The sequence below is a fragment of the Phytoactinopolyspora alkaliphila genome (assembly GCF_010550695.1).
Taxonomy (GTDB): Bacteria; Actinomycetota; Actinomycetes; order Jiangellales; family Jiangellaceae; genus Phytoactinopolyspora; species Phytoactinopolyspora alkaliphila.
In genome coordinates, this window is record NZ_JAAGOB010000001.1 from 558,798 (window position 1) to 570,860 (window position 12,063).

Annotated in this window: 14 protein-coding genes; 4 read left to right on the top strand and 10 right to left on the bottom strand. The window is 68.2% G+C overall.

All coding sequences use genetic code 11. The annotated features are described in order from the left end of the window. Positions 1–59: 59 nt before the first annotated feature. From G1H11_RS02390 to G1H11_RS02400, 3 genes are read right to left on the bottom strand one after another with little or no spacing between them, the layout of a single operon-like run. Complete coding sequence (locus tag G1H11_RS02390) at positions 60–1,040, bottom strand: alpha-ketoacid dehydrogenase subunit beta (protein WP_163815621.1); 981 nt, start codon at positions 1,038–1,040, stop codon at positions 60–62. Next, positions 1,028–2,038, bottom strand: a complete 1,011-nt coding sequence (locus tag G1H11_RS02395) for a thiamine pyrophosphate-dependent dehydrogenase E1 component subunit alpha (RefSeq protein ID WP_163815623.1) — start codon at positions 2,036–2,038, stop codon at positions 1,028–1,030. Before G1H11_RS02395 ends, G1H11_RS02390 begins: the two co-directional genes overlap by 13 nt. Next, entirely contained in the window at positions 2,035–3,363 is a 1,329-nt protein-coding gene (locus tag G1H11_RS02400; RefSeq protein WP_163815624.1) for a M24 family metallopeptidase, read from the bottom strand. The genes G1H11_RS02395 and G1H11_RS02400 overlap by 4 nt, the downstream gene beginning before the upstream one ends. A 170-nt stretch (positions 3,364–3,533) precedes the next feature. Here G1H11_RS02400 and G1H11_RS02405 point away from each other — a divergent pair, with 170 nt between their 5' ends. The 3 genes from G1H11_RS02405 to G1H11_RS02415 all read left to right on the top strand — a co-directional run bounded on the left by G1H11_RS02405 (position 3,534) and on the right by G1H11_RS02415 (position 6,478). After that, positions 3,534–4,241, top strand: a complete 708-nt coding sequence (locus G1H11_RS02405) for a cupin domain-containing protein (protein ID WP_163815626.1) — start codon at positions 3,534–3,536, stop codon at positions 4,239–4,241. A gap of 239 nt (positions 4,242–4,480) precedes the next feature. After that, positions 4,481–5,608 (top strand): ribosome small subunit-dependent GTPase A, encoded by a 1,128-nt coding sequence (rsgA, locus tag G1H11_RS02410; RefSeq protein ID WP_163815628.1) that lies wholly within the window; start codon positions 4,481–4,483, stop codon positions 5,606–5,608. Between the two features lie 33 nt (positions 5,609–5,641). Further along, complete coding sequence (locus tag G1H11_RS02415; protein ID WP_163815956.1) at positions 5,642–6,478, top strand: NAD-dependent protein deacetylase; 837 nt, start codon at positions 5,642–5,644, stop codon at positions 6,476–6,478. Positions 6,479–6,755: 277 nt separating this feature from the next. Here the strand turns inward: G1H11_RS02415 and G1H11_RS02420 are convergent, their stop codons facing one another. From G1H11_RS02420 to G1H11_RS02440, 5 genes are all read right to left on the bottom strand, one after another. Further along, positions 6,756–7,190 carry a helix-turn-helix transcriptional regulator gene (locus tag G1H11_RS02420; protein ID WP_216843363.1) on the bottom strand — a complete coding sequence of 145 codons (435 nt, stop codon included), beginning with the start codon at positions 7,188–7,190 and terminating at the stop codon, positions 6,756–6,758. A 316-nt stretch (positions 7,191–7,506) separates the two neighbouring features. Further along, positions 7,507–8,472: a threonine ammonia-lyase gene (locus tag G1H11_RS02425; RefSeq protein ID WP_216843364.1), complete on the bottom strand. Its 966-nt coding sequence runs from the start codon at positions 8,470–8,472 to the stop codon at positions 7,507–7,509. Positions 8,473–8,482: 10 nt separating this feature from the next. Continuing rightward, positions 8,483–9,046 (bottom strand): DUF488 domain-containing protein, encoded by a 564-nt coding sequence (locus tag G1H11_RS02430; protein ID WP_216843365.1) that lies wholly within the window; start codon positions 9,044–9,046, stop codon positions 8,483–8,485. A 57-nt stretch (positions 9,047–9,103) separates the two neighbouring features. Continuing rightward, positions 9,104–9,463 carry a YdeI/OmpD-associated family protein gene (locus tag G1H11_RS02435; RefSeq protein WP_163815636.1) on the bottom strand — a complete coding sequence of 120 codons (360 nt, stop codon included), beginning with the start codon at positions 9,461–9,463 and terminating at the stop codon, positions 9,104–9,106. After that, positions 9,460–9,882, bottom strand: coding sequence for a VOC family protein (locus G1H11_RS02440; RefSeq protein WP_163815638.1), 423 nt, complete (start codon positions 9,880–9,882; stop codon positions 9,460–9,462). Before G1H11_RS02440 ends, G1H11_RS02435 begins: the two co-directional genes overlap by 4 nt. 92 nt (positions 9,883–9,974) lie before the next feature. Between G1H11_RS02440 and G1H11_RS02445 the strand changes: the two genes are divergently transcribed. Continuing rightward, positions 9,975–10,958 (top strand): helix-turn-helix transcriptional regulator, encoded by a 984-nt coding sequence (locus tag G1H11_RS02445; protein WP_163815640.1) that lies wholly within the window; start codon positions 9,975–9,977, stop codon positions 10,956–10,958. Here G1H11_RS02445 and G1H11_RS02450 read toward each other — a convergent pair. Both G1H11_RS02450 and G1H11_RS02455 read right to left on the bottom strand, forming a co-directional pair. Then, the gene (locus G1H11_RS02450) at positions 10,955–11,560 is read right to left on the bottom strand and encodes a VOC family protein (RefSeq protein ID WP_163815642.1); all 606 of its coding nucleotides are present in this window, start codon (positions 11,558–11,560) and stop codon (positions 10,955–10,957) included. The two genes, G1H11_RS02445 and G1H11_RS02450, sit on opposite strands and share 4 nt — an antisense overlap. 51 nt (positions 11,561–11,611) lie before the next feature. After that, positions 11,612–11,953, bottom strand: a complete 342-nt coding sequence (locus tag G1H11_RS02455) for a VOC family protein (protein WP_163815644.1) — start codon at positions 11,951–11,953, stop codon at positions 11,612–11,614. Between the last annotated feature and the right edge of the window lie 110 nt (positions 11,954–12,063).

Here is a 12,063-nt window from a genome sequence, read left to right on the forward strand (position 1 = left end):
TCCCTCTTGTGCGAGTCGTCGTTGACTGTGGGGACGTCGGGTTCAGGCGGTCGGGGCGGTCAGTAGGCGACGAGGGTCCGGATCTGGTCGACGATCGCGTCGGCCGTAGGGATGACGCGGTCCTCTAGTGCGTCGGCGAACGGAAGGGGAACGCAGGCGCCCGCGATCCGCTTGACCGGGGCGTCGAGCAGGTCGAAGCCCTCGTCGGCGACGATCGACACCAGCGTGCCGCCCCATCCGCCCTGGTAGGGGTTCTCTTCGACGACCACCAGGCGCGATGTGCGCTCCAGCGAAGTGAGCACGGTGCGGACATCGAGCGGGATCAGGCAGCGTAAGTCGATCACCTCGGCCGAGATGTCCTTTTCGGCGAGCCGGTCCGCCGCGGCCAGCGCCGTGGCCACTGTGGAGGCCAGGGCGACGACGGTGACGTCAGTGCCTTCCCGCACGATCCCGGCCTGCCCGAACTCGAGGACATGGTCAGGTGGGGCGGGCTCGCCCTTGCTCGCGAACAGCCCCTTGTGCTCGAAGAAGACGACCGGGTCGTCGCTGCGGACGGCGGCAGCCATCAGGCCGACGACGTCCGCCGGGGTCGACGGCGCGGCGATCTTGAGTCCGGGGACCGCGAAGGCCCAGTTCTCCACGGCCTGGGAGTGCTGAGCTCCGAAGCCGAGCCCGCCTCCGTTCGCGGTGCGGATCACCAGCGGCACGGTGACCTGACCGCCCGTCATGTACCGGACCTTGGGGATCTCGTTGGCCAGGTAGTCCCAGCAGCAGGCGAGGAAGTCGCTGAACATGATCTCGGCGATCGGCCGGACTCCGGTCATCGCCGCGCCCATCGCCGCGCCGACGATGGCTTGCTCGGAGATCGGTGTGTCGCGGACGCGTTCCGGACCGAACTCGTCCAGCAGGCCGACCGTGGTCTTGAAGACACCGCCGGCGGCGCCGATGTCCTCGCCGATGCAGACGACGCTGGGGTCGCGCCGCATCTCGCGGGCGATACCGTCGGCCACCGCGTCGCGGTAGGTGATCACGTCCGCCATGTGCTGCCTCCGTCGGCCCAGACATCCGTGAACGCCTCGGCCGGGTCGGCTTCTGGCGCGTTCTTGGCGGCGTCGACCGCTGCCTCGACCACGCCGGCCGCATGGGCGTCGGCCTGCTGTAGCTCGTCGGCGGAGACACCCAGCGACTCGAGCCGCTGCCGGGCCACGGACAGGGGATCTCGCGCCATCCAGCGCTCGACCTCGTCGGCGGGCCGATACTTGGCCGGATCGGTCCGGCTGTGACCGAAATGCCGGTACGTGCGTGCTTCGATGACAGTGGGGCCGTCGCCCGAGCGAGCCTGTGCGGCCGCCCGGGCGACGGTGTCGTGCACCTCCGCCACGTCGTTGCCGTCGATGACGATCCCCGGCAGCCCGTGGGCGGCGGCCCGGTCCGCCGCCGGGTTCGGCACGGCGGTGACCTCGGCGATGGGTGTGTACTCCATGTAGAAGTTGTTCTCGCATACGAACAGCACCGGTAGCCGCCACACGGCGGCTAGATTGAGCGCTTCGTGGAACGCGCCGATGTTCGTCGCGCCGTCTCCGAAGAAGGCGACCGCGACCTGCTCAGTCTTGCGCAGCCGGGCCGACCAGGCCGCTCCGGTAGCCATCGGCAGATGGGAGCCGACGATCGCGTATGAGCCGAGCATGCCGGTGGACGCCTTGGTCAGGTGCATCGAGCCGCCCTTTCCGCGGCACAGGCCGGTCGCCTTGCTCATCAGCTCGGCGAGGCATTCCTCCGGCGTGGCGCCGCGGGCGATGGCGTGGTGGTGGCCGCGGTAGGTGGCGAATACGTAGTCGTCCGGCCGCAGCGCCGCGCTCGCTCCCACGGCGATAGCTTCGTGCCCGGCCGCCAGGTGTGTGGTGCCCTTGACCATGCCGGACATGAACAGATCGTGGGCCGCCTGCTCCGTCCGGCGGATGAGGCACATCTGCTCGTACAGCGCGAGGAGTTCACTCGCGCCGAGGCTCTCGACGCGCCGCACGCTCGCCTCGGTCATCGCCGCTCACCGTCGCCCAGATGACCGTTGGCTGTGTTCAGGTGGGACTGCGACTCCCGCAGCGTGCTGAGCTCGCCGCCTGTGGTCCAGTACCTGCGGCCCGCTACCAGGAGCTCCTCGGCCGGGAACTTGGTGATGACCTCGCAGCCGTCCGTGGTGACCACCACCTCCTCCTCAATCCGGGCGGCCGACCAGCCATCGGATGCCGGCCAGTACGTCTCGAGGGCGAAGACCATGCCCTCCTCAAGAGTCTCCGGATGATCGAGTGAGACCAGCCGGCTGAAGATGGGCTTCTCCCAGATGGACAGGCCGACGCCGTGGCCGTACTGCAGGGCGAAGGCCGCCGTCTCGTCCGGGAAGCCGAACTCCTCGGCTCGGGGCCAGACCGAGACGATGTCCGCCGTGGTGGCTCCCGGCTTCACCAGGGCGATGGCGCGGTCCATGTACTCGCGGCAGCGGGTGTAGGCGTCGCGCTGGGCGACCGATGCGCTGCCCACCGCGAACGTCCGGTAGTAACACGTGCGGTAGCCGAGATGGCTGTGCAGAATGTCGAAGAAGGCCGGGTCACCCGGGCGGATGAGCCGGTCGCTGTAGACGTGCGGATGCGGGGAGCAGCGCTCACCCGAGATGGCGTTGACGCCCTCGACGTACTCGCTGCCGAGATCGTAGAGGACTTTGCTGACCAGCCCTACGCATTCGTTCTCCTTGACCCCGGGGCGCAGGAACTCGTAGAGCTGCTCGTACGCCGCATCGACCATGGAACAGGCTTGAGTGAGCAGGGCGATCTCGTCATGGGTCTTGATCCGGCGGGCCTCCAGGAAGACCTGCTGGCCATCGACGACGTCCAGGCCCTCGGCGCGCAGCGCCTCCAGCACGGGCATCTCGACCACGTCGACGCCGACCGGATCCCGGTCCAGGCCGTGCTCGCGCAAGACTGCCGCGACCTTGCTCGCGACGTCCGCCGCGATGCCCGCGTCGGGATGGAAGGCTCCGCGTAGCGTTGAGATCCCGGCCCTGGCCCGCTCGTCGCCATCGAGCCACGGGTTGTACAGCTGGTGATGTTTCGCCGCGGAGCCGAAATCCCACACCATCGGTGCGGCGCCCCGGGGGAGCAGGGCGAACCGGATGAGCTTGTCCATGGCCCACGTGCCGATGTGGGTGGACGTCGTGTAGCGGATGTTGCCGAAGTCGAAGGACAGGAGCGACCCGAGCTCCGAGGTGTCGAGCGTGGCCTTCAGGCGGGCGAGCCGCTCGTCTCGGAGCCGGTCGAGGTCGACGCGCTCTTCCCAGTCCACCGCATTGGGGCCGAAGGTCCGGATCGCCATGGGCTGACACCTCGTCTCAAGGCCGGTGTTCACTGATGTGTAGTGACACTATTCATCATTGAACACGACTTTCCCGGCGTCAAGGTCTGATCTGCGCGGGTCGGTGCTCATGACGACCAAGAGGGCGTAGGGTGTTAACCGTTATTGATCGCCGTGAAGGAGGATGCCGCGTGGCTGGCAGTCCTGAACTGGACATCGGCGGGCGGCTGCGTGCCGAGCGGCTGCGAGTAGGGCTCAGCGCGCGTGGTCTGGCGCGAGAGATCGGCGTCTCGCCGAGCCTGGTCTCGCAGATCGAGACCGGCAAGAGCCGCCCCTCGGTGAGCACGCTCTATGCGATCACCAATGTGCTGGGCATCTCCATCGAAGACCTCTTCGACCGTCCCGATCAGGTGCCGGCCGGCCGGGCGGGAGGTGCGGTAGCCACACCGGTGTCCGGGGCCTTGCCTGACCTGATGACGGCACTGGGTTGGACGCAGGCGAGTGACGGCGACCGGCCCGACGCCGGGCGCCGGGTGCTCGGCCCGGACCGCGATCGGCAGGTGGGGCCGGTGGTACCGCCGCCGGAACGAGAAGTGCTGACCCTAGATTCGGGGGTGACGTGGGAACGTCTGGGACAGGTGCCGGGCGCACACATCGACTTTCTGCGTATCACCTATGAGCCGGGCAGCACCTCCGCCGGCAACGGCCGCCTGATGCGCCACCCGGGCGTGGAATACGGGTACGTGGTCAGCGGCGAGCTAGTCCTCACACTAGGTTTCGACGAGCACCAGCTTTCACCGGGGGACGCCGTGTCCTTCGACTCGAGTACACCGCACGGATATCGCAACGACGGGATCGAGCCGGCGGTCGGGATCTGGTTCGTTCTCGAGTCGGCGTGAGACCAGACGTTCTCGCCTGCGTCGCACGCTGCCGGTCGCTCGAATAATCACTGGCCGCCGCGGCGGCGAGCGGGTAGCGTGCCTGTGGAGTTGCAGCGGCTGAGCCGAGCTGATCGCGAGGAGGTGAACGGCCATGACCGTGCGAGACGTAAGCCTGATGCCGTTTACCCGGAGGCTCGTTCGCTGATCCGCGCTCAGCGTGGGCAGGAGGGCCTCCCCCGATCACAAAGGTCCTTGTCATGCCCGAACCTCGTCAACCCCGGATCTCTTCCACCCCGCATTCGGACTTCACTTCCGATGCGCTCAAGAAGCTGGGCTGGGCTGCCGGCGTCGCCGGTGCCTTCCAGCCTTATGCCGATTCGCACCTGCCCGCCCGCGTCTGCCGGATCGACAAGGGCGGGGCAGTGGTGACCACCGCGGACGGACCACTGCACGTCACCTACGGCGGCGCTGTCCTGGCCGACGCCGCCGCCGATCGTTCTCGCTTCCCAGCTGCGGGCGACTGGGTGGCGGTCCGGCACTGGCCGGACGGCCGGATCACTCTTGATGCTGTTCTCCCGCGGCGCACGGCCCTAATCAGGGATTCGGCAGATCGCACCTCTCATGGGCAGGTGGTCGCCGCCAACATCGACCTCGTCGTCATCGTGGAACATTTGCATCCCGACCCTGACCTGGGCCGGATCGAGCGATTGCTGGTCCTGGCCTGGGCGAGTGGCGCCGTCCCGCTCGTCGTTCTCACCAAATCCGACCTCGTTGCCGACCCGGACGGTATGCGTGACGAGGTCAGCCAGGTGGCCGTCGGCGTGAAGGTACTGGCGGTGAGCGTGCCGGAGGATGCGGGGCTGACGCCATTGCGAGACAGGCTGAGCCCGGAGCTGACTTTGGCAGTGGTCGGTCCGTCGGGCGCCGGTAAATCGACTCTGGTGAACGCGCTGGCCGGCGCCGAAGTGATGCCTATCGGTGAGGTCCGGGACCGTGACGGCAAGGGCCGGCACACCACTACGCATCGAGAGCTGATCGTCCTTCCCGGCGGCGGCATCGTGATCGACACACCCGGCGTGCGATCGGTGGGTCTGGTGAGTGACGCGGAGGCGATCGCCGAGGTCTATCCCGAGATCGACGAGCTCGCGGAGCAGTGCCGCTTCCGGGACTGTCAGCACCGCACGGAGCCGGGCTGTGCCGTCTTGGCGGCGATCGAAAGCGGTGACCTCGACGAGAGCCGGTTCACTCGTTGGCTCAAGCTCGGGCGGGAAGCTGCCTATCAGGCACGACGAGCCGACGCCCGGCTGCGGCAGCAGGACAAGGCGGTGTGGAAGCAGCGGACCAAGGCGCTGCGCGATCACTATCGCCACCGCGATCCCGGATGAGTAGGCGCATATCCTCGAGCCGTGACGCTGAACATGGTGGAGGCCGAGGATGCAGTCGCCGCGGCAGAGCACATCCGGGCCGAGCTCGGTGACGGGCCGGTAGTCGCACTCACCGGTGCGGGGATCTCGACCGACTCCGGCATTCCGGATTACCGCGGTCCGTATTCGCCGCCGCGCAACCCCATGACGTATCAGCAGTTCGTGGGTGACTTCGCGTTCCGCCGGCACTACTGGGCACGCAACCACGTCGGCTGGCGGCACATGGAAGGCACGCGGCCCAACGACGGGCACCGCGCCCTGGCCGGGCTCGAGCAGTCCGGCGTCGTGAGCGGCCTGATCACCCAGAACGTGGACACGTTGCACAGTCGCGCCGGAAGCCGGCGGGTGATCGACTTGCACGGGCGCTACGACCGGGTGATCTGCCTGACCTGCCGCCGGGTGACGAGCCGGTCACGGCTGGCCCAACGGCTGACGGCGCTCAACCCGGACTTCGACGTGGAGGTGTCCGACGCGGAGATCGCGCCGGACGCCGACGCCGTGATCGCCGCGACCGCGCACTTCCGGGTCGCCGACTGCGAATGGTGCGGGGGAGTACTCAAGCCGGACATCGTGTACTTCGGCGAGAACGTGCCGAAACCGCGGGTCGCAGAGGCGTACGCGATGGTCGACGAGGCAGGCGCCCTGCTGGTCGCCGGCTCGTCGCTGACCGTGATGTCCGGCTTGAGGTTTGTCCGTCACGCCGCCAAGCAGGGCAAGCCTGTGGTGATCCTCAACCGGGGCGAGACTCGCGGCGACGACCTGGCCACGCTCAAGGTAGACGGTGGCTGCTCACCGGTGCTGGCGTCCATGGCCTCGTTGTACGGCACTTAGGGCGCGGTGTGGTGCGGCGGCGGTCGCGGTGTGGGACGCGGCGGCGTCGGCCGGCGTGGCCCTCTTCCTGCCTTTGCAATGCACACATATACGCACTTCAGCGCTTTTACGGCGACGACTCGCGAATGCGCCCTAGGAACGCTCGCAATGCACACCCGGACGCACCCGCAATGCACACCCGGACGCAACGCCCGGTGGTAGGACTTGGCGAATGGTGATGTCAGCTCGGTGAGTCTTGCTGGAACGAGCGCCTGCCGCGGCTAGCGCCAGCGGTCGGTCAACGCCACGGCGCGGGCCCCGGCTCCCGCGGAGGTGGATCGTTCCGGAACTGTTTCACCCGAACCTCCCACTGACTTCGATTCCGTTTGGCATCCCGGTAGGCACGGGACCTGTGGTAAGTCTCGGGCGGTCGGGCCAAGCCGTACGTGGCGCCCCACCAGTCGTCACCATCGGTGGGATCAAGAATGAGGTCCAGGTGTGCCGGGAAGTTGCGGTCGGCGCCGTCGCGCGTGTCGTCCCAGACATACAGCGGGCGGATGACACGTCCTGTCTCGTCGGCAACCACGAGGATGAATCGCGCCGGAGCCAACAGCCGAAGCAGCATCCGGAAACTCGGCACGAGCGTCCCGGCTTCGATCCGCCCAACTGTTGATGCGGCTACTCCTGCCTGTTTGGCGAGTTCACGCTGACTCAAGTCGGCTTCACGTCGCACTCGGCGGACGATGCCTGGAAGTACGCGCTCCCACAGGTACGGTGGAGGCAGCTCAGGCGGTTGGATGCCGCCAGAACCATCTCCGGCCTCCGGAGGGCGGTCACGAGTCATGACGGCCAGCCTTATACGTCCGGGCGTCATGATCAACCCTCGATCGGGCGGCTGTGGACAACCCGTGATCGATGGTCCATAGACGCGATCCCGGAGCCGTTGCGCCCGTGTGTGCACTGCAAAGGGAGAGGAATAACACCCTTCAGGGTCGGCACCGGGATCATCTCAGCGACCGCCAGCTGGGGGGCGCGGGGAGACAGCCGTGTCAGCTACCGACCAAGACGTCCGCCAGCAAGGCAGGGTCGACGTTCCCACCGCTGGCGACGGCCACCGTCACACGCGCCTCGGGCAGCCGGTCACGGGCATACAGGTAGGCCGCGGTGGTGGCCGCCCCGCTCGGCTCGGTCACCAGCCGGCCCTGAACCACAAGCACGCGCATGGCTGCCCGGATCTGGTCCTCGGACACAGTGATGATGTCGTCGACGTAGGTGCGGATGTGCTCCCACGGTGCGACACCCACGGACACAGTCCGCAGCCCGTCTGCGATGGTGCGGTGCGTCTGCTCAGGTGTCCATGCCGTGCGCCGCCCGGCTCGGAGGCTCTCGGCCGCGTCGCCGGCGAGCTCCGGTTCCACGCCCACCACGCGCGCGTCCGGGCACAGCACCTTCACGGCGGTGGCGATTCCGGAGATGAGTCCACCGCCGCTCACCGGCACCAGCACCAGATCGACGTCCGGCACATCGTCGCCGATCTCCGCGCCGATGGTGCCTTGCCCGGCGATGATGGCCGGGTCGTCGAACGGCGGCACGAGAACAAAACCGCGCTCCTCGACCAGCCGCACCGGCACCACGTCCCGCTCGGCAGGGGGAACGAGGACGACGTCCGCACCGAGCGACGTGGTGGCCTCGACCTTGTGTGGCGGAGCGGTGTCCGGGATGACGATCGTGGCCTTGGCGCCGAACATCCTGGCCGCATAGGCGACCGCCTGCGCGTGGTTCCCGCTGGACGAGGCGACAAGCCCGCGGGCGCGTTCTTCAGGGGACAGCAGTGCGATTTTGTTGTAGGCGCCGCGGATCTTGAACGCGCCGATCGGTTGCAGCATCTCGGGCTTGACGTAAAGCTCACCGTCACCCGGGGCCCATGGCGCGGGGAGGAGCGGGGTGCGGACTGCGACGCCGGCGATGCGCTGTTGCGCTGCCCGGATATCGGCGAGAGTCACAAGGGCGGTCACCCGGGAAACGCTACACGCCGCCCGGCCCGCGACCGGCTTCACCGTCGATGGGCAGCGTGTCCGGGACGTCGTAGACGGGCCAGGCGTCATCGTCGCATCGCATGATGGGCTTGGGCCGGTGGTGTCGCCGCTGGCCCACGTCGGTCAGATGTACCACGCCAGAGCCGCGGCAGATGAGGGCGTCGGCGATGAACGAGCGGTGGCATCGCCACCACAACGTCTCCGCGCACATGACCGCGAGCCGTTCGCCTCCCTCGGCCCGGCGGAGCAGCACGGTCAGGGCGTCCCTGAACTCCGGTGTGTCCATGTGGTCGGCGTATCCGCCGAAGGACTCGTTGAGGATCGCCATGTGCCGGGTTTCCTTCGAGCGGCGTCGTCGTCCGCCGAGCGACTCGCCCTGCCACTCGTAGCGGATGCCATGCGCGCGGAGGGTGGTGGCCAGGGCTTCGCGGCCGAACTGCGGGTGACGACGCGAGCCCGGAAACCGGCGGACGTCGACCAGTGTGCCGACGCCGGCGTCGAGCAACACCGCGACGAACTCCTCGGCGGACCGCGCGCCGTGGCCCACGGTCATGACATCCGGCATGGCTGACCCGCTTGCCGATTCGCGCTGGTACTCATCCAGTTCATGCTAGGTGTGGTCGGCCTGCCATGTCCCGCGCTCCTTGGCGGCGTCGATGGCCGCTTGGCCTTGCGGGGTCATGAGGCCCAGCTCGATCATGGCGGCGGCGCGCTGCCGGTTCAGCCGGCTCCATGAGCTGCGCTGTTTGCGGGGCGTAAACCGGAGCTGGGAGCTGTGCGCGTCCCGCTTGCGGTGCAGGCCGTCGATCCACCCGAAGCACAGCGCCTGCTCGACCGCCTCGTGGTAGCGCACGCTCGGTGTGCTGCTGTCCTTGTGCTGGATCACCAGGCACACCTCCTTCTCGGACTGGCTGTTGCGGATCAGCCACTCCCGCCACTCCTCCGCGGTGCTCGCGAACACGACGTTCATCTCGTGTCTCCCATCGTGCGGCTGACGACGTCGAGGTAATGCTGGTTGTACATGACACCGAGGATGTTGCCGAAGGGATCGATCACGGAAGCGGTGACGAACCCGGGCCCGCGCTCGATGGGCTCCTGGTGCACGGTGGCTCCGAGGGATAGCAGCCGCTCGACACTTGCCTGGACATCGTCCACGGCCCAGTAGATCACCGCGCCGCCAGGCGCGTCCGACTGGCCGTGCGGCGCGTACCGGCTGTCGACGATGCCCAGTTCGTTCTGGTAGTCGCCGATGCGGAACTCGACGTAGGCGGGCGGTCCCTCCTCCGGGCGGACGAAATACGGCTCGACGCCCACCACTTGCGTGTACCACGCGGCGGCGGCCGGGACATCGTCGGCGAAGTAACTGACGGTGGTGAATCCTCGCAACATGGCTGTTCCTTCCCTCGTTCGGTTGGTGACACAGACCATCGTGCCGGCCAAAGTGCTCACCAATTGAGCACTTTTTCGGGCAGACTGGAGAAATGCGCGCTGACCGCCTTGTCGCCGCCCTCCTGCTGATGCAGGCACGGGGCCGGGTGACAGCCGCTGAGCTGGCCGAGGAACTCGAGGTGTCGGTGGCGACGGCGCGCCGGGACCTGGAAGCGCTGTCGACCGCGGGCATCCCTGTCTACCCGCAGCCGGGCCGTGGCGGCGGCTGGTCGCTGGTCGGCGGCGCCCGCACGGACCTCAGCGGATTGTCGGCCAGTGAGGCACAGGCGCTGTTCCTGCTCGTGGGCCCGGCCGCGGCCGTCTCCGACGAGGCCAAGTCAGCCTTGCGCAAACTGGTACGTGCGTTGCCGCAGACCTTCCGGGAGCATGCCGAAGCCGCCGCCACGGCCACCATGATCGATCCCACCAGGTGGGGGGAGCGGGCCCGGGACCGGCCCGCGACCGTCGATCTGCTGCAGGCCGCGGTGATCGATCGGCGCAAGGTCCGGTTGACCTACACCAGCGGGTCCCGGGAACGGTCCGAACGCCTCGTCGACCCCTGGGGGCTTGTCGACAAGGACGACATCTGGTACCTGATCGCGGGCACCGCGCGAGGCCGGCGCACCTTCCGGGTCGACCGGATCGAGCGTGCCGAACGAACCGATCAGCCCGCTGAGCGCCCGGATGACTTCGCACTCGATGCCGCATGGCGAGAGGTGGTGGGGGAGGTCGAGCAACGCCGTTCGCGCACGTGGGCCACGGTGCTCATCGAGGCGCGGTTCGTGCGCATCCTGCGCGACCATTTCGGTCAGCACTGTCACGACGACGGCGAGGCCGACGACGGGCGGGCCCGGGTCCGCGTCGGTGCGCCGACGGCCTTGGACATCGCCCGGAACCTCGCCGGCTGGGGTACGGCGGCCGAGGTGGTGGACCCGCCGGCCGTCCGAGCCGAGCTCGGGAGGATCGGCGCCGAACTCGCCGGACGCTACGCCGTGCCGAGTCCGGCCGAACACCACGCCAGCCGCCGTCCGGCTTAGGCCGAGGTGGCCTCCCATGCGAACCCGTCCGGGTCGGTGAAGGGCCCGGCGTCGCTGCCGACGACGAGCCGATGCGATCCGGTGCCGTCCGGCGAGACACCGGCCACCTTGGCGAGGGCACGACGCTTGTAAAGCGCCAGCGTGACAGGACCAGAGTCGAACTGGACATACTTGCGGCCATAGCTCTTTCCGACGGTGAGGCCGCGGTCCGCGTAGAAGCGCTTGCTCGCGGCGACGTCCTCGACGCCCAGCTGGAGCACGACGTCGTCGATCCGCATGGTGGCCGGGCCGGCGTCCTTCTTGGACGAGGACGCGACCGTCAGGATCGTGCCGTCCGGTGCCTGTACGACGCCGCCGTAGCCCCACAGGGACTTCGCTGCGGGCTTCAGGGTCGTGGCGCCGGCATCGAGCGCCGCGCCGACGAGGCCGTCGACGTCCGCCGGTTGGGACACGACGAGCGACAGCGTGAACGCACGAAAGCCGGTGGTCGGTGCTTCGGAGGCCCGCACACGCACGTGCTTGTCCAATCCGAGAGCGGTGTAGAAGCCGTTGGCGGCCGTGGTGTCGGCCACCTCGAAGGTGACGTACTCGATCGTGGTCATGGCTGGTCCTTAAGGTTGACGTTGTCTGGGTTGACTGTGCCGGAGCTTTGATCAGCGCTGGAGGAACCCGAGGACGTTGCCGTTGGGATCCTCGACGATAGCGGCCAGTTGCCCACCGCCGACGTCTTTGACGTCCTGGCGCGTTCGCCAGCCGGCCTCGACGGCTAGGCGCAGGGTCGCTGTGACGTCGCCGACGTGGCAGTAGCCCACCGGACCCGTCATGCCGTGGTTGTGGCCGTTCGGATCGAGGCCGATCTCCTGGTCGCCGACCCGGAAGCCGACGTAGTACGGCTCGTCGGCGTAGGGCTGCACGCCCAAGGCGGTGCCGTAGAGCGCCTTGGCGGCGTTCAGGTCCCGGACCGGGATGATGATGGTCTTGATGCTGTGACTCATGTGTGCTCCTCGGTGACGTGGACTGACACGAGACAGCATGTCGCTGACCGGCCTGCGCCCACATCCGTGCCGAGCACGGAACGTGCCACGGATCCATCACGTACCCCTCG

Coding starts and splice junctions, on each gene's coding strand:
- G1H11_RS02390 (WP_163815621.1), bottom strand. CDS start 1,040: ATGGCGGACGTGATCACCTACCGCGACGCGGTGGCCGACGGTATCGCC.
- G1H11_RS02395 (WP_163815623.1), bottom strand. CDS start 2,038: ATGACCGAGGCGAGCGTGCGGCGCGTCGAGAGCCTCGGCGCGAGTGAA.
- G1H11_RS02400 (WP_163815624.1), bottom strand. CDS start 3,363: ATGGCGATCCGGACCTTCGGCCCCAATGCGGTGGACTGGGAAGAGCGC.
- rsgA (WP_163815628.1), top strand. CDS start 4,481: ATGCCCGAACCTCGTCAACCCCGGATCTCTTCCACCCCGCATTCGGAC.
- G1H11_RS02415 (WP_163815956.1), top strand. CDS start 5,642: ATGGTGGAGGCCGAGGATGCAGTCGCCGCGGCAGAGCACATCCGGGCC.
- G1H11_RS02430 (WP_216843365.1), bottom strand. CDS start 9,046: ATGACCGTGGGCCACGGCGCGCGGTCCGCCGAGGAGTTCGTCGCGGTG.
- G1H11_RS02435 (WP_163815636.1), bottom strand. CDS start 9,463: ATGAACGTCGTGTTCGCGAGCACCGCGGAGGAGTGGCGGGAGTGGCTG.
- G1H11_RS02440 (WP_163815638.1), bottom strand. CDS start 9,882: ATGTTGCGAGGATTCACCACCGTCAGTTACTTCGCCGACGATGTCCCG.
- G1H11_RS02445 (WP_163815640.1), top strand. CDS start 9,975: ATGCGCGCTGACCGCCTTGTCGCCGCCCTCCTGCTGATGCAGGCACGG.
- G1H11_RS02450 (WP_163815642.1), bottom strand. CDS start 11,560: ATGACCACGATCGAGTACGTCACCTTCGAGGTGGCCGACACCACGGCC.
- G1H11_RS02455 (WP_163815644.1), bottom strand. CDS start 11,953: ATGAGTCACAGCATCAAGACCATCATCATCCCGGTCCGGGACCTGAAC.